The following is a 20237-nucleotide window of genomic DNA, read 5'->3' as shown; positions in this document are numbered from 1 at the left end:
ACGCCACGTTTCGCGAGAGCGTCACATCACTGCTTTCTTGTAGCTGTCGATGATGGCTTGGCCGTCAGAACCTGCTTTCTTCAGCCAATCCTGGGTCGGCTGCTCGCCGATCTTCAGGAGGCCTGCCTTGAGGTCCGGGCCCGGCGGCTGAACCTTCATGCCTTTCGAGGCCATCTGCTCCGTGTACCACTTGGTCTTTTCCTGAGCCGTCTTCCAGCCGCGCTCCTCGGCTGTCCAGACCGCCTTCGGAACGGCCTCCTGCGTCGGCTTCTCGTAACACGGCTCGCCGCCGCGCAGCACATGGATGAACTCATCGGCAAAGGCGACGAGAATGACGAGGCCTGTCGCGTAGCCGATCTGCGGAATCCAGAGCGGGATCGCCGGCACACGCTGAACCATGTCGTTGAAGCGGTAGCTGTCATAGGTGAGCTGCACCGCATGCCGGCAAGGATCTTTCCCGCTTGAGCTTTGGGCAACTGCCTTCGGCATGCGACCTCCCGCCCCTGTCGCCACCCTCGCCTGACCAGCCTTTCCGTGCTAGAACAAAACACGAACAATCCAGCGGAAGGCCTTTGATTCCATGGACGAGAAGCTCAGCCGAAAGCTGCGCATCCTGGCGGATGCGGCGAAATACGACGCTTCCTGCTCCTCCTCCGGCGCACCCGGACGCAAGGCCGATATCGACGGCCTGGGCTCCACCACGGGCGCCGGCATCTGCCACGCCTATACGCCTGACGGGCGCTGCGTTTCGCTACTGAAAATCCTGCTGACGAATTACTGCCTGTTCGACTGCGCCTATTGCGTGAACCGGCGCTCGTCCAACGTGAAGCGCGCAAGGTTTTCCGTCGACGAGGTGGTGACGCTCACGGTCGAGTTCTACAAGCGCAACTATATCGAGGGCCTGTTCCTCTCGTCGGGAATCATCCGCTCGCCCGACTACACGATGGAGCAGATGCTTCTGGTGGCGAAGAAGCTGCGCCGCAATCACGGGTTTCGCGGCTATATCCATCTGAAGACGATTCCTGAGGCGAGCCCCTGGCTCATCGAGGAGGCGGGCCTCTGGGCGGATCGCCTTTCCATCAATCTCGAATTGCCGACAGAACAAAGCCTGGAGCGTCTCGCGCCGGAGAAGGATGGCGCGTCCATCGAGGGTGCCATGGCGCAAATGTTCGAGCGCATTGAGGAAGCGCGCGAGGAGCGCCGCCATTTTTCGCCGGCAGGTCAGACGACACAGATGATCGTCGGCGCGGACGAGACGACCGACATGGACGTGCTGCGCACATCGGCCAAGCTCTACGGGCATTACGACATGAAGCGTGTATACTACTCCGCCTTCAGTCCCATTCCCGATGCAAGCGCGATCTTGCCGCTGAAGCCGCCGCCGCTCCTGCGGGAAAGCAGGCTTTATCAGGCCGATTGGCTGCTGCGGTATTACGGCTTCAAAGTCGAGGAGATCGCAGCGGGCAGCGAAAAAGGCATGCTCGATCTCGAGGTCGATCCGAAGCTCGCATGGGCGCTCAAGAATCGTCACCTCTTCCCCGTGGATGTGAACCGCGCCGAACGTGAGATGCTGCTGCGCGTGCCGGGCCTCGGTGCGCGCGCCGTGGATAGGATCGTGGTGGCGCGCAAGCACACGACGTTGCGGCTGGACGATGTGGCCCGCCTCACCTCGGGCCTCAAGCGCGCCAAGCCGTTCCTGATCGCTGCCGATTATCATCCGCATGGCAAGCTCGATCGGCAGAATCTGCGTCAGCGTCTGATCGAGAAACCCCAGCAGCTGAGCTTGTTCGCATGAGCCCGTCCGAGACCCGTCATCCCAGGGCTGCGCAGCAGAACCCGGGATCGCACGACGAGATGGCACTCTATCCGGCGCACGATCCCGGATCTTCGCGGCGTGTCATCCGGGATGACGAGAGGGGGTCTGCATGAGCCTGCACTGCATCACCCTGAAAGACGGCGCGGATCTCGACGGCTTCCGCCGGGCCGTGCGCTGGCTGATCGCCGAGGAGCTCGCACCGCAGCACATCGTCTGGTCGCTCGATGAGACACCGAGCCTTTTCGGGGACGATGACATGAGCAGCGCACCGCCCATTTCGCTGCCGAGAAGCGTGGCGCGGCTGATCGAACTCGGCGTGTGCCACAGGGACCCCGAGCGCTATGCCCTTCTCTATCAGCTCGTCTGGCGCGTCCTGAACGGCGAGCGCGACCTTCTGGAGATCGCGAGCGATCCGCTCGTGCACCGCATCGACACGATGGCGCGCGCGGTCAGGCGCGATCTTCACAAGATGTATGCCTTCGTGCGCTTCCGGCGCATGAAGGGTGAGGATCTGGAGCGCTTTGCCGCCTGGTACGAGCCTGAGCATTTTGTCTTGGAGGCCTCGGCCCCGTTCTTCATCGACCGCTTCCGCTCTCTCGACTGGACGATCCTGACCCCCATCGGTTCCATGCGCTGGGACCGGCATGAACTGACCTTCGGCCCGCCTGCGCGGCGTGGGGATACGCCCTCGGAGGACAGCTTCGAGGAGGGCTGGCGCGGCTATTATGAGAGCGTGTTCAACCCCGCACGGGTGAACCCCACCGCCATGCGCGCGGAGATGCCGAAGAAATACTGGCGCAACCTGCCGGAAACCGCTGCCATTCCAGGCCTGATCCAAACCGCCTCCCAACGCGTTGAAGCCATGATCGAACAGGAGGCAACCATGCCCGCGAAACGCATGCCGGAACGGGCCATCGAGGCCATGTGGGATCAGGAGCCCAAGACGCTCGAAGAACTCAACGCCATTATTGCCAAGGCAGGGCCGCTAGTGCCCGGCGCCACGCAGGCCGTGTTCGGCGAAGGACCGAAGCGCGCGGATATCGTCTTCGTCGGTGAGCAGCCCGGCGATCAGGAGGATCTGCAGGGCCGACCCTTCGTGGGGCCGGCAGGCAAGCTCTTCGACAAGGCCATGAAAGAAGCCGGCATCGACCGCTCCAAGGCCTATCTCACTAATGCGGTGAAGCATTTCAAATTCGAGCAGCGCGGCCATCGCCGCATTCACTCGAAGCCCACCGCAGGCGAGGTGAAGCATTACCGCCCCTGGCTGATGAAGGAGCTGGAGCTGGTGCGGCCGAAGCTCGTAGTGGCGCTCGGCGGAACCGCCCTTCTTGCGCTCACCGGCAAGTCGACGCCGATCTCCCGCTCGCGCGGGCGCGCGCAGTTCGGGCCTTATCGCGGCTACATCACCGTGCATCCGAGCTATCTGCTGCGCCTGCCTGATGAAGTCACGAAGCGCGAAGCCTATGAGGCCTTCCTCAACGACCTGCGCCACATCCATGATCTCGCCGAGGCCGATCCGGATACGGGCGAATTGCGGCTCGCAGCAGAGTAGGTCTTACGCTTCTGCCGCGAGCTTTCGCTGGTGATCGAGGCGGCGCATCACGGGCGTCACCGTGATTCCATGAAGCACGATGGAGACGAGGATGATGAATCCCGCCGTGCTCCAGAGGACGTCCGCATTGTCGAATTCTTCGTGGTTCAGGGCATAGGCGAGATAGTAGATCGAGCCTATGCCGCGAATACCGAAGAAGCTGATCGCCAGTTTCTCACCCGGAGGAGGATCGGTTCCAATCAATCCGATCCATCCGGCGAGCGGGCGGATGACGAACAGCGCCAACAGGCCGAAGGCTGCTGCCTCCCAGCTCAGCGCGCGAAACAGCTGCCCGCCTGTCATGGTACCGCCCAGCAGCACGAGCAGCACCATCATGAGAAGGCGCTCCAACTCCTCGGCGAAATCGTGGAGCTTCTCGTGATAGGCATCCTCGCGCTTGGTCGCGCGCAACGCCAAGGCCGCGACGAAGACGGCGAGAAAGCCATAGCCCTTCACCATCTCGGTCATGCCATAGGCAAGGCACGTGATGCCGAGCGCCACGAAGCCCGAGCCGGTGCGCGAGAGCTTGGCCCGGTTCGGCAGGTGGAAGGTGAGCCAACCGAGAACCCGCCCAACCATGAAGCCCATGGCGGCCCCAGCCCCGATTTTCCAGATCACCGCATAGACGAACCATTCCGCCGCGCTCGTCGTGCTGACCTCATGGGCAAAGCTGATGGCGAGCAGGATGAAGGGAAAGGCGAGGCCATCGTTGAGCCCCGCTTCCGAGGTAAGCGTGAAACGCACCTCGTCCTCTTGCCCTCCGCCCGGGGGACCTACCTGCACGTCGCTCGCGAGCACAGGATCCGTAGGCGCAAGCGCCCCCGCCAGCAAGATCGCGGCTGCCAGGCTCAGGCCCAGAAGGCTTTGCCCGAGCCAGGCGAGGCCGAGGATGGTCAGAGGCATGGAGATGCCGAGCAAACGCCAGGTGAGCCTCCATCGCTTCCAGCCGAAGGGCCTGTCGATCTTCAAGCCTGCGCCCATGAGCGAGATGATCACCACCAACTCGCTCAACCGCTCGACAAGGCTAAGTTCCTCACTGGGGTGTGGGATGACGCCGGGAACGTCGGGAATGGCGAAGATGAGCGCACCCAGGCCCACGCAGAAGATCGGCAGGGACAGGGGCAGTTCCTTCAGGACCATGGGAAGCCAGGCGGTCAGCAGGACGACGACCCCGAAACCGGCCAGCACGACGATGTAAGCGCTCATAAGGCAGCGAACGCCGTGCAGACTCGGCAGTTCCCGTGCCTCAAGAGCATCGGACGTCAAAAGTGAATTCCACTTTTGGATCAATGCGATGCTCTCTTTTTAAGGAGCGCATCGTCGGGAGCGGAAACCCGGATCCGCCTTCCCGCACGATGCGCCAGAGGTTAACCGCCCCTTAAACCGCCACAATTAGAGTGCTCCAGAGCGTAAAAGGCCGGAACCGACCGGTTCCAGGAATGCGGGGTTTTTACAGACGTGGCGAACGGACGTGGCCGGCGGGAGCCGGTTTTCGATGCGCCCGCTACGGAGGCGGGGGAGCTGGATTTCTACCTCTCGCCCGAAGACCGGGCGGGGGGATCCATGGCAAGACGGCGTGCTTCCAGGCAGAATGACGAGGACAGGCCGCCCCGCCGCTCGCGCTCAAGGAAGTCCAAGCGCAAGGGCCGCTCGTTCCTCGGCAAGCTGATCTATGCCGGTGTCGTGCTGGGCCTCTGGGGCATCATCGCTGTCGGCGGCGTGGTCGCCTATTATGCCTCGCAGCTGCCGCCCATCGACCAGCTCACCGTTCCAAAGCGTCCACCGAATATCGCCATCATGGCCAATGACGGCTCGCTGATCACCAATCGCGGCGAGACGGGCGGTCGCACCGTCACTCTGAAAGAGCTGCCGCCCTATCTGCCGAAGGCGTTCGTCGCCATCGAGGACCGGCGCTTCTACGATCATCTCGGCATCGACCCGATGGGCATCGCCCGTGCGGCCTATCGCAATCTCACCCGTTCCGGCGGCCTGCAGGGCGGCTCGACACTGACGCAGCAGCTGGCGAAGAACCTCTTTCTCACGCAGGAACGCACCGCCTCCCGCAAGATCCAGGAGGCGATCCTCGCGCTCTGGCTGGAGCGCAACTACTCGAAGGACCAGATCCTCGAGCTTTATCTCAATCGCGTTTATTTCGGCGCGGGCGCCTACGGCGTCGAGGCCGCCGCCCAGCGCTATTACGGCAAGTCCGCGCGTCACGTGTCGCTCTCGGAAGCAGCCGTGCTCGCGGGTCTCGTGCAATCGCCGTCGCGCCTGGCGCCCAACCGGAACCCGAAAGCCGCGCAGGCGCGTGCGGAGCTCGTGATCGCGGCCATGAACGAGCTCGGCTTCATCACGCCGGACATGAGGAAGACTGCGCTGGGGCAGCCCGCCGAACCCGCGCGTCCGAACGGCGCGGGCTCCGCCAATTACGCAGCCGATTACGTGATGGATGTGCTCGACGATTTCGTCGGCACCATCGACACGGACATCGCGGTCTTCACCACCATCGACCCCATGATGCAGTCTGCCGCGGAGCGGGTGCTCGTGGAGGAACTCAACGCCAAAGGGCAGAAGTTCAATGTCAGCCAGGGCGCCTTCGTGGCCCTGCAGCCGGATGGTGCCGTACGGGCTCTGGTGGGCGGCAGGAACTACGAAACGAGCCAGTTCAACCGGGCCACTTCAGCCCGCCGTCAGCCGGGCTCGTCCTTCAAGCCCTTCGTGTATCTCACGGCTGTCGAGCGGGGCTATACGCCCGATACGGTTCTCGATGACTCACCCGTAAACTACAAGGGTTGGGCTCCCCAGAACTATGACCGCAAATATCGCGGGCCGATCGCCCTGCGCGATGCCCTGGCGCTCTCGCTCAACACTATTGCCATCAAGCTGAACATGGAGGTTGGGCCGAAGGCCGTGGTGCAGACGGCGCAGCGGCTCGGCATCACCTCCCCGCTTCAGGCCAACGGCTCGCTCGCGCTGGGCACTTCGGAAGTGACGCCGCTCGAACTGGTCAGCGCCTATGCGGCTTTCGCCAATGGCGGCATTGGCGTGACGCCTTACGTGATCACCGAGGTGAAGACCCTCGACGGCAAGATCGTCTACAAGCGTCCGGCCTCCGCCGGCGGCCTCGGCCGCGTCATCGACCCTGCAGCCGTTGCGATGATGAACGAGATGATGCACAACACCTTCGTCATTGGCACCGCGCAGAAGGCGCAGGTTCCAGGCTGGCCCATGGCCGGCAAGACCGGCACGACGGACGATTACAAGGATGCGTGGTTCGTCGGCTTTACCGGCAATCTCGTGGCCGGCGTCTGGCTCGGCAACGATGACGGCGAACTGACCAAGCGCGTGACCGGCGGCAACCTGCCGACGGAGGTCTGGCACAACTTCATGAAGATTGCGCTGAAGGACAAGCAGCCCGTGGCTCTGCCGGGCGGCGAGCGCTTCCGGAACGGCGTGCCCGTGGCCGATGCCGGCGGCGATCCCCGCTATGCCGCTGTGGGCAATGGCGGCGACGCCTGGGCTCAGCCGCAGCCTCAGCCCCAGCGTCGGACCCGCCCGCGCGAGAAGAACTTCTTCGAGAAGCTGTTCGGACTTTAGGAAGAGCAGCTTCGTCTAAACTGGATGGATGAGTTCCAAAGTTTGACAATCAAGGGCTGTCAGATCGAGCGCCCTGCATAATTCTTGAACATCAGGACGCTCGATGTAAGCCAGATGGAATGTCAGATTGTCATCTGGCGAAAACTGTAACTCGCCCATCAACGCTATAGGCTCGAGATAGCCGAAGCCTTCCTTATCAAGGCTTGTGTTAGGATAGATCCGTCGCAGGAGAATGAGGGTCTCCTCATGCGAGGTGAAAGGCACGAGAGTACTTTCATCGATATCTTGATGAGATGCGAGGCGATGAGCTGGTCGGAAGACGATATAATCGTAACTCATACTCACACCTACTGCACGTGACGATCTAACATCGACATAGCAGATCCGGGATTAGCCTCCAATATCGGCTTAAGCGTTTTAAAGTCTAGGCCTGTCCAGCTAACTCCGCCGCGCTCTTCCTGTCGTGGCGTATACCAGAAGCGCCAGCACGCCCGTGCTCGCGATGGTGACCGGCAACGGCAGCGCGGAGGCGCCGAGGTTCTGCCCCAGTACGATGCCGAGGATGGCGGCAAAACTCATCTGGCAGATGCCAAGCAACGACGAGGCCGCGCCCGCGCGCTCCGGAAACGGCATGAGAGCCGAGGCCATGGCCTGCGGCATGGTGAGGCCCACGCCAAATGCGTAGATCGCCATCGGTCCTGTGATCGCGAAGGATGACGGGACACTGGAGACGACGAGCGCAACCATCAGCACGCCGCCTGTCGCAAGGCTCGTCACGCCGAAACGGATCGTGCCGTCCAGGCCGTATCTGCCGACAAGATGCTGCGCGGACAACGTACCGCCGATGTAGCCTACGACCATGAAGGCGAAGGAAAAGGCGTAAGACAATTCATCCAGACGATAGACGCCCTGCAGCACGAAGGACGAGCCGGAGATGAAGGCGAAGAGACCGCCATAGGCGAGCATCGAAAAGCTCACATAGGTGCGATAGCCCGGATGTTGCAGCAGCGTCCCGAAGCCTTTCAGAATCGAGCCGAAGGAGATCGGCGCATCGGATTTCCTGCGGATGCTCTCGGGCAGGCGCAACAGAACGGTTGCGGCCAGCGCAATTCCGCAGACGAGCATCACGCCGAAAGTGACCCGCCACTCGTAGAACTGCGCGATCAGCCCACCGAGAACGGGCGCAAGCGCCGGCACCACCCCCATGATCGTGCCCATGCGCGACAATTCCCGGCCGGCACGCGGCCCCTCATAGAAGTCGCGCACGATGGCGCGACCCAGCACGATGGGACCTGAAGCGCCGAGCGCCTGAACAAAGCGTGCCGCGATCAGAACCTCGATATTCGGCGCCAGCGCGCAGATCAGGCTGGCCAACGCAAAGAGGCCGAGCCCGAAGAGCAGCACGGGCTTGCGCCCGACCCGGTCGGAAATCGGCCCATAGAAGAACTGCCCTGCCGCGAAGCCGAAGAGAAAGGCCGACAGCGTGAGCTGCGTCTGCCCCGTGCTCGCCTGAAGGCCTGCCGCAATCGCCGGCAGCGAGGGCAGGTACATGTCCGTTGAGAGGGGACCGAGCGCGGTGAGCAGCGCCAGGACGACGGTGAGGGCGAGGGTATCGGGCTTGAGCATGAAATTATCGTAGCAGAGACAGGACAGGGCTCGGACTAAGCCGAAAAGCGCCACCTGTCACGGGTTTAACCCTTTGTGAATCCGTCCTACGAAAGCTCAGCGTCTCTTTCCTGTGTGACTTCGGCAACTAAGCGAACGACGGATAGGCACGCTCGACATCGATTGATGGATCCGATGCATGGCGTTGCCGATTTCCCGATCCAAGTCTCAGCTCCTGCAGGAGGATTGGGCAACATCTGCAAGTAGCAAGGCCGGACGAGACAGCTTTTTCACGAAGCTCCTGCCTTCGGCTAATTCACTGATGTTTCCTGCTTTTTCGTATTTTGCCCTTTCGCAAAACATCTTTGCGATATCCGCTGCAGGAGATAAGCAACTGATTCTTAAAGCAATTTAACGAATGCAATTTTAAATTGCATTCTTTTGCAAGAACACCCGTTCGTTCAGATGGCATATACGTTATAACAATCATCGTATGCTCCATCGTGGTGTGTTGGCTTCAAGAAGCCTATGGATACGGTGTTTCCGATGGATAAATCTGCCCTTGATCTTATCGTCATTCGGTCAGGAGATGTCTTGTCCGATACCGCTCAGCCAATTGAGGCTGACAAAGAGGCATCGACGCAAGACACCACGACTTTCGGGGTCGCCAGCGTTGGAACTCAAGCCGTGATCACCGGCGATGCCGGCGACAACGACCTCGGCAGCCACAGCACCACCACCTCGAATACGATCTATGCAGGTCTTGGATTTGACACGTTGCGGGGCGGCACCGGCAATGACAAGCTTTATGGCGAGGAAGACAACGATCTCCTGATCGGCTGGCAGGGCAGCGACACGCTCGATGGCGGCGACGGTTACGATACCGCATCCTACGAGACCGAAACGGGCGGCGCGGGCATCGTGGTCAATCTGACGGCCTCGTCCTGGACCTACGGGGGCCGGACCTATGCGTCCATGACGGGAAAGGATACCTGGGGCTCTATCGACAGCTATGCCCAAATCGAGGCGGTGGTCGGATCCCGAGGAAACGACATCGTCAATGCGAGCGATACGCCGGACCAGTTCGTTCTTTACGGTGGGGCCGGGAACGATACGCTTATGGGCGGCGGTAGCGACCCGTGGGGACTCGATCTTCTCGCCGGCGGGGCTGGTGACGACGTCCTGATCGGCGGCATCGCGTATTTCGAGGGGTCGGCCGCCGTCACGGTGGATCTGCGGACAGGAATCGCCACGGGGCAGGGCACGGATACTCTGCAATCGATTTCTTATGTGATCGGCGGCGACGGCAACGACCTGATCAGGGCCGCCGACGTATCTGCGACGCTGGACGGCGGCGCAGGAGATGACACCCTGCATGGCGGAGCCGGCGACGACGTTCTCTATACGGGATCCGGAACCAATGTGGTCTGCGGGTCGGCGGGGGACGATGGCATCAATGTCGACGGTGTGACGACCCTGCGCTACGACCAATATGTATGGCTCGACGCCTCGGGGAATAACCTCGCCGGTTTCATCTCGGCAGATTTAGAGATGGGGCATGTCCGCAAGTACAAGAACAACCCGAGCGGTACGATTACAAATCTCGACAGGCTTGGCGAGGATTATATCACCCCGGGGGTCGTCTACGATTTCGTCGCCACCGGAGGCAACGACTTCGTTACCGGCAATAGCTTGGACAACCGCCTGACCGGTCTTGCAGGCAATGACAGCATCGCCGGAGCCGACGGCAACGACGTGCTCGACGGCGGAGACGGCAACGACACGCTGGACGGCGGCATCGGCAACGACACGCTGGAGGGCGGCGCCAACAACGATTTCCTCAAGGGCGGAGACGGTCACGACTCCCTTGTGGCGGGCAGCGGCCGGGATACACTGGATGGTGGGATCGGCAACGACACGCTGGATGGCGGCGCCGGTGCCGATAGCATGGCCGGCGGCCTCGGCGATGACGTCTATTATGTGGACCATCTCAACGACTCCGTCACGGAGCTGGCCGGCGGCGGAACGGATACCGTCTACGTCTCGGTTCAAGGCTTCGATCACCTCAAGCTGGCCAATATCGAGAACGTGGTCCTCGTGGGCGAGGGCAGCATCGACTACAGCAACCGCGCGCCGGAGATCCTCGGCGCGTCGAGCCCGACCAGGGTGACGGTCGCGGATACAGGCATCGTCAACCCCTTTGCGAACCTCGCGATCGACGACAACGGTTCCTGGGTGACGGTCACGGTGAAGATGAATCAGCTTCCCGGATTCACCATCGGCTCCTTCACCAATCTGGGCCCCGGCGTCTATGATCGGTTTTCCGGCACCTACACGGTGAGCGGCGACATCGCAGCCGTGCAGGCGGCGTTGCAGGCGCTGCAATTCGATCCGGTCGATACCCCCAGCTTCGCGGTGGGGAATGTCAGGACCGATTCCTTTACGATCACTGTCGTGGACGACCACGGCATCGCCTCGGTGCCGAACAGCAACATCTCGGTCGACGTGGTGACGCAGAACCGCGCCCCGACTCTTGTTGCCCCTGCTGCGGCCTATACGGTGTCGGACACCGACAACGTGAACCTGGCGACGCCGTTCGCCAATGTGGCGATTACCGAGACGAACCTCAACGACATGGTCACGGTGACGATCGCGCTGGATTCGCCGGGCAAAGGCGCTCTTGTTTCCACGAAGGGGACCTACGATGCGGCGGCCGGCGTCTACACGGTCACTGCGGCATACTGGGAAATCCAGTCGATCGTGCGGGCGGTGAAGTACAATGCAACGGATCGCGTTGGTGCGGAGCCCGGCAGCATCGAGACCGCAACCTTCACAATCAATGTGGTCGACGCCGGCGGGCTCTCGAGCGGCCCGGTCAGCACCATCCAGGTGAACTCGGTCCACGGGACGGCTCCCACCAACACGGCGCCGATCCTCTCCGGCTCTGATACGATCACTTACACAGCTACCGCCCCGATCAATCCGTTCACCAAGCTTACGGTTACGGACGATAGCCCGAATGTCACCGCGACGGTGGCCATGGATATGCCTTCCCGCGGTACGCTCGTGAATCTTGGCGGCGGCGTCTACGATGCCGCGGCGGGGACCTATACGGTCACCGGTACGGCGGCCGAGGTCCAGGCGGCGATCCGGGCCTTGCAATTCAATGCTCTACAGAGTGCCCCGGTGAAGTTCACCGTCACCGTGACGGACGGCAGCCTCACCTCGACGAACACGGGCTTCACGCTGAATCCGACATTGCCGAACCGGGCTCCGACCATTCAGGCGCAGCCTCTGACGGTGAGGGTCGCGGATGATGATGAGGACGATCTCGCGACTCCATTCTCCGGCGTGGTGATCGACGATCCGGATACGACCTCCTCCAGTTCCTACATCGAGCTCCGGGTCTACCTCGACGATCCGTCCAAGGGCGTCCTGGTGCCCGGCAAGGGCGGGAGCATCATATCCAGTTCCGATCCTGCGAACGGCTATCATTATTATACGATCTCAGGGAAGGTGCAGGATGTCCAAGCGGCGCTGAGGGCCCTTGAGTACAATCCGCGGGTGCAGCGGGGTGCTGAGTCCGGCAGCATCGAGACTAGCACCTTCACCATCAAGGTATACGATGGATATGGTCTCTCGGCTACGAACACCAGCATCAGGGTGGAATCGATTCATGGAACGCTTCCGCAGACGGGACCTCTGATCGGTGGGGTCGACGCTCCCGTGACGGTGACAGTTGTCGATACGGACGTGGCGTCGCCCTTCATCAATGTGACGATCACGGACGACAGCCCGACGATCACAGTGACCGTTGCGATGGATACCGCGTCGGAGGGCGAGTTCACGAATCTGGGTATCGGCACCTACAACAGGACAACCGGCATCTACACGGTGACCGGAACGGCGACTGAGGTTCAGGCGGCGATCCGGGCCCTGCAGTTCGATCCGGCGGATCGTAATGCGGAGGTCGGCTCCATCCAGACCACGGCGTTCACGATCACGGCTTCGGACGGTAGCCAGTCGACGACGAATACGAACGTTTCCGTGAACGCAACGACGACGAATCGGGCTCCCACCCTCGATGCGCCGGTTCGCACCGTGACGATCGCCGATGACGAGGACACCGATCTCGTCACGCCGTTCTCGGCCGTGACGCTCGGGGATGCGAACGCCAACGACACAGTCACCGTGACGATCATGCTCGATGCAGCCGGCAAGGGCGTTCTGGTGCCGGTGAATGGCGGCATCTACGATGCGCAGACGGGTGTCTTCACCTTCACCGGTTCGGCGGCCGCAGCGCAGGCGGCGGTGCGGGCCCTGCAGTACAATCCGGCCAATCGTCCCGATGCAGAAAGCGGCATCGAGACCTCTCACTTCACGATCGTGGTCACGGATGCGGGCGGCCTGTCGACCGCACCGAACACCAATATCAGCGTGGATTCGGTTCACACGGCGAACCAAACGCCTGTGATCGGCGGGGCTGATGCGCCCGTGACGGTGACGATTGCCGATACGGAGATGGCCTCGCCGTTCGCAGATGTGACGATTACGGACGATAGCCCGACGGTGACGGTGACTATCGCCATGGACACCGCCTCGGAAGGCGAGTTCTCGAACCTGGGCATCGGCACCTACAACAGGACCACCGGCGTCTACACAGTGACCGGAACGGCGGCTGAGGTTCAGGCGGCGATCCGGGCCCTGCAGTTCAGTCCTGAGGATCGGACCGCGCCGGCCGGCTCCGTGCAGACGACGAACTTCGCGATCTCTATTGTCGACAGCAAAGGAGTCGAGGGTCAGCCGAACAGCAACATCTCGGTCGCATCCGTGGCGTCGAACATTGCGCCGACCGCGCCCCAGCTGACGGGCGGCTCGATCAGCGACATGGCCGGTGCCGGAAGCCAAGTCGGCGCTCTTTCGGCCAGCGATCAAAACGGTGATGCTCTCTCCTATACCTTCAGTGAGGCTCTGGCAGGTTCCAACGGTCTGGTCAGCGCGGATGGGCGTTTCGAAATCGTCGACAACGTGGTCGTCGTTCGCGATCCGACGCTCATTCAGGTCTCGCAGGACTCCACCTTCACGTACGGCGTGATCGCATCGGACGGGCATGGCGGCGATACCTCCGGCAGCATTTCCATCGTGGTCGCCGATATCAACAAGGCTCCAACGAACCTTCAGCTCTCCAATTCTCTTGTTCAGGAGAACATTGCCGAAGGACAGGTCATCGGGCTGGTCTCGGCCGGCGATCCGAATGGAACGGCCCTGTCCTACACCCTTCTCGATGATGCCGGCGGCAGTGTCGAACTCGTGGGCGATCAGCTACGCGTCAAGGACCCGACGAGGTTCGATTATGAGCAGGGCCAATTGACGATCACTGTCGCCGTGAGCGACGGATCCGAGACCGTGAACAGGACCTTCACGATCAGCCTCGAGGATCAGCGCCGCGAGAACGTGGTTGGCAACGCTGGGGACAACGTGATCCGCGGCGGCGTTGGAAGCGACACTCTCAATGGTGCGGCCGGAAACGACACGCTGCACGGCGGTGAAGGACGCGATACACTGATCGGTGGTTCGGGGGCGGACGCCTTCGTTTTCGACACGGCCGTGATGAAGACAGCCGCCGACTCGATCCTGGATTTCAGCGTCGCCGAGGGAGATCGGATCTATCTGTCGCATAAGATCTTCAGCGGGCTTGGACTTGGCCAGTTGGATGCCAGCGCCTTCGTGCTCGGCACCAAGGCACAGGATCAGGGCGATCGGATCATCTACGACCAGGCGACGGGGCAGCTCTTCTATGACCTCGACGGCACCGGCGGTGAAACGAGAGACATCAAGCCAGTCCTGTTCGCCACGCTTAACCCGGATGGTGTGAAGCCGGCTTTGACACATGCCAGCTTCTACGTGATCTGACCCGATCTCGATCTGCATGAAGGCGGCTCTTCGCTGGAGAGCCGCCTTCGGCGTTTCAGAGCCTTCTCCGACCCGCAGCCTTCATGGGGACCCGCTCGGTTTTTGGCTGAGCGGGATTGAGTCTTAGCGCCTCGTGCGGATCCGAAGGTCCGCGTCAGCGACCCAACGATGCGCTTCTCTCAAGATTGAGCATCGGATTGATCCCAAAAGTGCAAATCCACTTTTGGATCCAAGGCTCTAGCCGATACGGTGGAGGGCGCTGCCGTAAGTCTTCAGCCAAGCTTCCGCCTCGTCGGTGCGCGGGCAGAGCTGGTAGGTGATCTTCCAGAAGCGCTGGGAGTGGTTGAGCTCGCGCAGGTGAGCCACCTCGTGGGCGGCGAGGTAATCCAGCACGAAGGGCGGGGCCATGATGAGGCGCCAGGAGAAATTGAGCGCGCCGTTGGCCGAGCAGGAGCCCCAGCGGCTCTTGGTGTCGCGCACGGTGATGCGCTTGGCAGGGATCCCAAGCTGAGCCGTATGCTTCTTCACGGCCACCGCGAAATCGCGTCTGGCCTCGGCCTCGAGGAAATCACGCACGCGGCGCGCCACATGGGCGTCTTCGCCCGCCACCGCGATAATCGGCTCGCCCGCGCTGTCGCGGGTCGCCTGGGTGACACCCCGAATTGATGACCAGTGGACGATGCGGTGCGGCACGCCACGCAAGGGCACGAGCGCGCCCGGCTCGAAGAGCACCCGGTCGGGCACCTTGGCGAGGCGGCTTGCGATCCACTCGCTATGACTGTCGGCAAATTTCTGGGCCAGCCCCACATCGGTGCGTTCGGGGATGGTGAGCACGACCTCGCCCGTCGCGTGGGAGACGCGGAGCGTGATTCGTTTGGCGGTCGGACGCCGTTTGAGGGCCACTTTAAATGACTGGCCCTCATGGGAAACTTTCAAATGTGGTGGGTCCGCAGGAACGCGGCGGAACAGAGCGGATTTCATGTCCGCAATCTGCCCGCTCACGTCGATTCTGTCAGCGCAGCCGTTTGCCGCTCCCAAGAACGTATGGAGAACGGAATCCGACTCTTGACGTGGTCCTTCAGGCTGATTCTTGGTCGTGATTCTCAATGAATTCAACGATTCGAGGAGCAATTTGAGCCCTGAAACGAGAACCGTTGAAGACGCCATAGTGACCGACCCCGGCCTGCAGATGATAGAGTTTCTTGTCGGAGGGGAGATTCGGGGTCAAATCCAGGGTCGCCAGGGTCTGGCCGACGCCCGAAATGTCGTCCTTCTCGCCTTCGATGGCCATGATGGCGCAGCGGCGGACGGCCATGAGGTCCACCGGCTCGCCCCGGTGCATCATCTCACCCTTCGGCAGGGCATGGTCCACGAACACCGTCTCCACCGTCTGGAGGTAGAACTCGGCGGTCAGATCCATGACGGCGAGGTACTCATCGTAGAAGTCGCGATGCTTCTCGGCCGAATCGCCGTCGCCTTCCACGAGGTGATTGAACATCTCCCAATGGGCCGTCAGATGCCGGTCCATATTCATGGCCATGAAGCCGGAAAGCTGCAGGAAGCCCGGATAGACATCGCGCCAGAAGCCGGGATGGCTCGGCGGCACCTTCACGATGCAATGCTGCTTGAACCACTCGATGCCGCGCTCCTCCGCTAGCCGGTTCACGGCAGTGGGCGAGCGGCGGGTGTCGATGGGCCCGCCCATGAGAATCATGGAGCGCGGAATGGAGGGATCGTTCTCGGCCTCGAGACGTGCCACGGCGGCCACCACTGGCACGGCCGGCTGGCACACGGCCATCACGTGCAGGTCCGGGCCGAACTCCCGGAACATGGCCTTGAGGTAGTCGATGTAATCGTCGAGGTCGAAGCGCCCTTCCGAGAGGGGCACCATGCTGGCATCGGCCCAGTCGGTGATCATCACCTGATGGGTGGGCAGGAAGGCCTCCACCGTGCCGCGCAGGAGCGTGGCGTAGTGGCCGGACATGGGAGCGACGATGAGAAGCTTCGGCTGATTCGCGGCGAGCGCATGGTCACGCTTGAAGGAGATCACACGACAGAAGGGACGCTCCCATACGATCTCCTCGGTAACGGCGACCTCCTGGTTGCCGAGGGTGGTGGTCGCAAGGCCGAACTCGGGCTTCGTATAGCGGCGGGTGGTGCGCTCGAAAAGCTCGCAGGCAGCGGAAACGGTGCGGCCGTAGGGCGTGTTGGTGAGCGGATTGACGGGATTGTCGAAGAAGAGCTTTGTAATATCGGACGCTGCGCGGGCGGGGCTTAGGAGCCAATGCGCCGTATCGTACCAGTAATAAGAAAAATTCATCACATGTCCCCAAAGGCCGGGTGCCTGATTTTTCCCGCTCTGCCGGGTAGGCTTTATCCTCAACCGTAATTTTCAGATTAAAGTTCCTTCCGCTTATTGCAACATCATTATCTTCTTAGCCCAAATTCCCAGCATTCTACCCCTTTTGAAGCATTTGGCCGATGAGGATTTAGGATTTTCTGCCTTCATGCTGTTGCTTGGCGAACGGTTTTAAAACCCTATTCTGTTCGTTCATGGTCGCCATCCCAGCCAATAGTCTTAAACCGTCTCCCCGTCAGTTGCGCCTCGACACCCTGGTCAGGCTCCGCTGGCTGGCGATTGTGGGGCAGACGGCAGCTGTCACGGGCGTTCGCTTCGGTCTTGGCTTTCCGCTGCCTTTCGAACTGTGCTTCCTCGTCATCGCTGCCTCGGTCTGGACCAACCTGCTGCTACGCATTCAGTATCCGGCAAGTCACCGGCTCGGCGACAATGCCGCCACGGCCCTGCTCGGCTTCGACATCCTGCAACTGGCAGCGTTGCTGTATCTCACGGGCGGATTGGAAAATCCCTTCGCCATGCTCTTCCTCGCGCCTGTACTGATTTCGGCAACGGCGCTGACGCCGGAACGAACCCTCGCCCTTGGCCTTCTCGCCGTGGGCTCCGCGACTTTCCTGGTGCTCGCACACAGGCCCTTGCCGTGGTTTCCGGGGCAAACCCTGAGCCTGCCTTTCCTCTACGTGTCCGGAATCTGGACGGCGATCCTTCTCGGAACGGCGTTTACCGGCATCTATGCCTGGCGCGTCGCGGAGGAGGCGCGCCAGCTCGCGCAGGCGCTGGCCGCCACCGAGCTGGTCCTCGCCCGCGAACAGCATCTCTCGCAGCTCGACGGTCTTGCCGCAGCGGCAGCCCACGAGCTGGGGACGCCACTTGCCACCATCGCGCTCGTCTCCAAGGAGCTTGGTCATGCCCTGCCGAAGGGCGGCCCGGTGGCGGACGACTTGAAACTTCTTCAGGAGCAGGTGGATCGCTGCCGTTCGATCCTCACCAAACTCACCTCCATGGGAGAGGAAGAAGAAGGCTTCCTGGAAACAATCGCCTTGAGCCATCTGGTGGAAGAGATCGTCGAGCCGCAGCGGGCGGTCGGATTCGATGTACGGGTCCTGGCCCATGGCGAAGGGCCCGAGCCCGTGGGCCGCCGCAATCCCGGCGTCGTGTATGGTCTTTCCAACATTCTCGACAACGCCACCGACTTTGCCGCGAGTCAGGTCACCATCGAGGCCTCGTGGACCCCTCACGAGGTTTTCATCGAGATCCGCGACGACGGGCCGGGCTACGCGCCCGATATCCTGCTGCGGGTGGGAGAACCCTATGTGACGACCCGCAGCGCGGCGGAGCGCACGGAAGCCGACAACGACGAGGGCGGAGGACTGGGCTTAGGGCTCTTCATCGCCAAAACGCTGATCGAACGCTCCGGCGCCGAATTGACTCTGACCAATGCCGCGCCACCTGCCACAGGAGCGGTCGCACGGATCGTTTGGCCGCGTCACGCGTTTGAAAAGGGTGCGGCAATTTCGCCGCAGGGAGAATCTAAGGGGTCTCTCAAATAACAGGGGAAGAATTCCCATATCGAGGATGGGCCGGATCGGCCTGTTTCAGGAAGGAATTGTTCCGTTATGCAAGGAGAAGTTCTGATGGCCGACGCGCCTGTTGCGTTCGAGGATCGTGCCGATAAGAGCCTCTTGATCGTGGATGACGACCGGCCCTTCTCGACCCGTCTCGCCCGCGCCATGGAAGGCCGCGGCTATCAGGTGCGCGTTGCCGAGAGCGTGGCCGACGGCATCGCCGAGATCGAAACCAACCCTCCGGCCTTTGCCGTGATCGACATGCGGCTTGGCGACGGCAACGGTCTCGATGTCATTGAGCGGCTGAAAAACCGCCGCCCCGATGCGCGCGGCGTCATCCTCACCGGATACGGCAACATCGCGACCGCCGTGACGGCGGTGAAGATGGGGGCCTTCGACTATCTCGCCAAACCCGCCGATGCGGACGAGATTCACGCAGCCCTCATGGCCCAGCCGGGTGAACGTGCCCTTCCGCCGGAGAACCCCATGTCCGCCGACCGGGTGCGCTGGGAGCACATTCAGCGGGTTTATGAATTGTGCGGCCGCAACGTCTCGGAAACCGCGCGCCGACTCAATATGCACCGACGCACGTTGCAGCGCATTCTCGCCAAGCGCGCTCCGCGCTAATCCTTACAGACGACCGTCCGCAATCCTGTCAGGATCGGCCAAAGCATGCAGAGCGGATGCTGCCGCATGCGCAAAGCGTAGCGTCACCGCCTTGCGGCGCGCACCGGCAAGCGGATGATGCGCGGACTCGCGCATCACCGCCGCGCCGAAACTGTCTGCGATGATGAGCCCGCGATCCTCCGGCAGAATATCGAAGGGCACCGTTTCCGGCACGGCGAAATAAAACCGGTCGCAGAAATCCTCATAATCCGGCCATTTCCGGTCGGCTCGGTAATCCGCGACGCTCGACTTGATCTCGATGATGGTGAGCATGCCGTCTGGCGCCAGCGCGATGAGATCGGCGCGCCTGCCATTGGCGAGCGTGAATTCCGGCAGCGTCACATGACCGAGCTCGGCAAACAGCCGGCGCACGCCGCGTCGGATACCGGCGGCCACGGGCGATTGCCGCCCGTCGAGGGAATGGATGATGCTGGAGGAGCGAACGGCGGATGAATCGGACATCAGGGTAGAGTAGCTTTTCCACTCGTGCCTGCAACGGCAGGGATGTCGCGCGTCCTTCAGCACGAGGGTGGCGTTTCCCGAGAGCTTCTCAAGCTGCGGCCATCGCGAGTGTCCTTCCCGGCCGGGGATGGCGCAGCCATCGGACGGAAAGGGAAACCAGCGCGCAGCGCGTGAGGGTGGATCCCGTTCCCGGTCCCGGCGGACCGCCGGGGATGACGCGGAGGATCTACGGGCGGGCGATGGCGGAGGGCGATATCAAAGAGCCGAGCGGAAGCATCCTCGGGGCTGGCGAGCCGTCCGAGGGTGAGGGTCGAGGGGGGCGCGAGGAGCGGTCCGGCTCGATGTCTGATGATGATGCTTGGAACCCGACGGCTCCTCGCGCACGGCTTCTTTAGGCGGACACCGCAGCGGTCGCTCGGGACCTGCGGGCGGCCTCCTGTCGGCGGGGCTGGCGTGAGCCCGCCGCCACAGGACCGTGCCCCGGCTCCACAGTCACGACGCCTCGCGAGCGCGCCCCTCGGTGAGCCGGGACAAGACACGATATAGCCGACGTTAGGACAAAAGTCAAGAACGAAGAAAGAACATTCTCCGGCTGTCCAATCCAGTTCTCCGTCATCCCCGGGCTTGTGCCGGGGATCCCGCTTCGGTGAGGCGCGGCGTTCCTCC

General features: G+C 62.1%; 14 protein-coding genes. 7 read left to right on the top strand and 7 right to left on the bottom strand.

Annotated elements, in window-relative coordinates; genetic code table 11:
• Positions 1 to 21: 21 nt before the first annotated feature.
• Entirely contained in the window at positions 22 to 489 is a 468-nt protein-coding gene (locus DC522_RS35395; protein ID WP_205769530.1) for a hypothetical protein, read from the bottom strand.
• A 91-nt stretch (positions 490 to 580) separates the two neighbouring features.
• On the opposite strand from DC522_RS35395, the gene DC522_RS07120 reads away from it, so the two are divergent.
• Positions 581 to 1795 (top strand): putative DNA modification/repair radical SAM protein, encoded by a 1215-nt coding sequence (locus DC522_RS07120; RefSeq protein ID WP_116528017.1) that lies wholly within the window; start codon positions 581 to 583, stop codon positions 1793 to 1795.
• 130 nt (positions 1796 to 1925) lie between these two features.
• On the top strand, positions 1926 to 3368 hold the full coding sequence (locus tag DC522_RS07115) for a UdgX family uracil-DNA binding protein (protein ID WP_116528016.1): 1443 nt from the start codon (positions 1926 to 1928) through the stop codon (positions 3366 to 3368).
• 3 nt (positions 3369 to 3371) lie between these two features.
• On the opposite strand, the gene DC522_RS07110 is transcribed toward DC522_RS07115, so the two are convergent.
• A complete protein-coding gene (locus tag DC522_RS07110; RefSeq protein ID WP_371679048.1) occupies positions 3372 to 4673 on the bottom strand; it encodes a cation:proton antiporter in 1302 nt (433 codons plus the stop codon).
• A gap of 192 nt (positions 4674 to 4865) precedes the next feature.
• On the opposite strand from DC522_RS07110, the gene DC522_RS07105 reads away from it, so the two are divergent.
• Positions 4866 to 7004, top strand: coding sequence for a transglycosylase domain-containing protein (locus DC522_RS07105; protein WP_116528014.1), 2139 nt, complete (start codon positions 4866 to 4868; stop codon positions 7002 to 7004).
• 15 nt (positions 7005 to 7019) lie between these two features.
• Here the strand turns inward: DC522_RS07105 and DC522_RS07100 are convergent, their stop codons facing one another.
• Both DC522_RS07100 and DC522_RS07095 read right to left on the bottom strand, forming a co-directional pair.
• Positions 7020 to 7343 carry a hypothetical protein gene (locus DC522_RS07100; protein WP_133239249.1) on the bottom strand — a complete coding sequence of 108 codons (324 nt, stop codon included), beginning with the start codon at positions 7341 to 7343 and terminating at the stop codon, positions 7020 to 7022.
• A gap of 99 nt (positions 7344 to 7442) precedes the next feature.
• Positions 7443 to 8630, bottom strand: a complete 1188-nt coding sequence (locus tag DC522_RS07095; RefSeq protein ID WP_116528012.1) for a multidrug effflux MFS transporter — start codon at positions 8628 to 8630, stop codon at positions 7443 to 7445.
• A gap of 178 nt (positions 8631 to 8808) precedes the next feature.
• On the opposite strand from DC522_RS07095, the gene DC522_RS34255 reads away from it, so the two are divergent.
• Both DC522_RS34255 and DC522_RS35795 read left to right on the top strand, forming a co-directional pair.
• Entirely contained in the window at positions 8809 to 9024 is a 216-nt protein-coding gene (locus tag DC522_RS34255) for a hypothetical protein (protein WP_133239248.1), read from the top strand.
• A gap of 179 nt (positions 9025 to 9203) precedes the next feature.
• Positions 9204 to 14522 carry a hypothetical protein gene (locus DC522_RS35795; protein WP_165820083.1) on the top strand — a complete coding sequence of 1773 codons (5319 nt, stop codon included), beginning with the start codon at positions 9204 to 9206 and terminating at the stop codon, positions 14520 to 14522.
• 237 nt (positions 14523 to 14759) lie between these two features.
• Here DC522_RS35795 and DC522_RS07085 read toward each other — a convergent pair whose 3' ends face one another.
• Complete coding sequence (locus tag DC522_RS07085) at positions 14760 to 15503, bottom strand: M48 family metallopeptidase (protein WP_116528010.1); 744 nt, start codon at positions 15501 to 15503, stop codon at positions 14760 to 14762.
• Between the two features lie 97 nt (positions 15504 to 15600).
• Entirely contained in the window at positions 15601 to 16842 is a 1242-nt protein-coding gene (locus tag DC522_RS07080; RefSeq protein ID WP_116528009.1) for a polyhydroxyalkanoate depolymerase, read from the bottom strand.
• 233 nt (positions 16843 to 17075) lie between these two features.
• Here DC522_RS07080 and DC522_RS07075 point away from each other — a divergent pair, with 233 nt between their 5' ends.
• Positions 17076 to 18428, top strand: a complete 1353-nt coding sequence (locus DC522_RS07075) for an ActS/PrrB/RegB family redox-sensitive histidine kinase (protein ID WP_116528008.1) — start codon at positions 17076 to 17078, stop codon at positions 18426 to 18428.
• Positions 18429 to 18512: 84 nt separating this feature from the next.
• Positions 18513 to 19070 (top strand): ActR/PrrA/RegA family redox response regulator transcription factor, encoded by a 558-nt coding sequence (locus tag DC522_RS07070; RefSeq protein WP_133239247.1) that lies wholly within the window; start codon positions 18513 to 18515, stop codon positions 19068 to 19070.
• A gap of 3 nt (positions 19071 to 19073) precedes the next feature.
• On the opposite strand, the gene DC522_RS07065 is transcribed toward DC522_RS07070, so the two are convergent.
• Entirely contained in the window at positions 19074 to 19571 is a 498-nt protein-coding gene (locus DC522_RS07065; RefSeq protein WP_116528006.1) for an MmcB family DNA repair protein, read from the bottom strand.
• Between the last annotated feature and the right edge of the window lie 666 nt (positions 19572 to 20237).

This window comes from Microvirga sp. KLBC 81, from assembly GCF_003075415.1.
GTDB lineage: Bacteria > Pseudomonadota > Alphaproteobacteria > Rhizobiales > Beijerinckiaceae > Microvirga.
This window is presented reverse-complemented; position numbering and strand designations above follow the sequence as displayed.

Coding starts and splice junctions, on each gene's coding strand:
- DC522_RS35395 (WP_205769530.1), bottom strand. CDS start 489: ATGCCGAAGGCAGTTGCCCAAAGCTCAAGCGGGAAAGATCCTTGCCGG.
- DC522_RS07120 (WP_116528017.1), top strand. CDS start 581: ATGGACGAGAAGCTCAGCCGAAAGCTGCGCATCCTGGCGGATGCGGCG.
- DC522_RS07115 (WP_116528016.1), top strand. CDS start 1,926: ATGAGCCTGCACTGCATCACCCTGAAAGACGGCGCGGATCTCGACGGC.
- DC522_RS07100 (WP_133239249.1), bottom strand. CDS start 7,343: ATGAGTTACGATTATATCGTCTTCCGACCAGCTCATCGCCTCGCATCT.
- DC522_RS07095 (WP_116528012.1), bottom strand. CDS start 8,630: ATGCTCAAGCCCGATACCCTCGCCCTCACCGTCGTCCTGGCGCTGCTC.
- DC522_RS34255 (WP_133239248.1), top strand. CDS start 8,809: ATGGCGTTGCCGATTTCCCGATCCAAGTCTCAGCTCCTGCAGGAGGAT.
- DC522_RS07085 (WP_116528010.1), bottom strand. CDS start 15,503: ATGAAATCCGCTCTGTTCCGCCGCGTTCCTGCGGACCCACCACATTTG.
- DC522_RS07080 (WP_116528009.1), bottom strand. CDS start 16,842: ATGAATTTTTCTTATTACTGGTACGATACGGCGCATTGGCTCCTAAGC.
- DC522_RS07075 (WP_116528008.1), top strand. CDS start 17,076: ATGGTCGCCATCCCAGCCAATAGTCTTAAACCGTCTCCCCGTCAGTTG.
- DC522_RS07070 (WP_133239247.1), top strand. CDS start 18,513: ATGGCCGACGCGCCTGTTGCGTTCGAGGATCGTGCCGATAAGAGCCTC.
- DC522_RS07065 (WP_116528006.1), bottom strand. CDS start 19,571: ATGTCCGATTCATCCGCCGTTCGCTCCTCCAGCATCATCCATTCCCTC.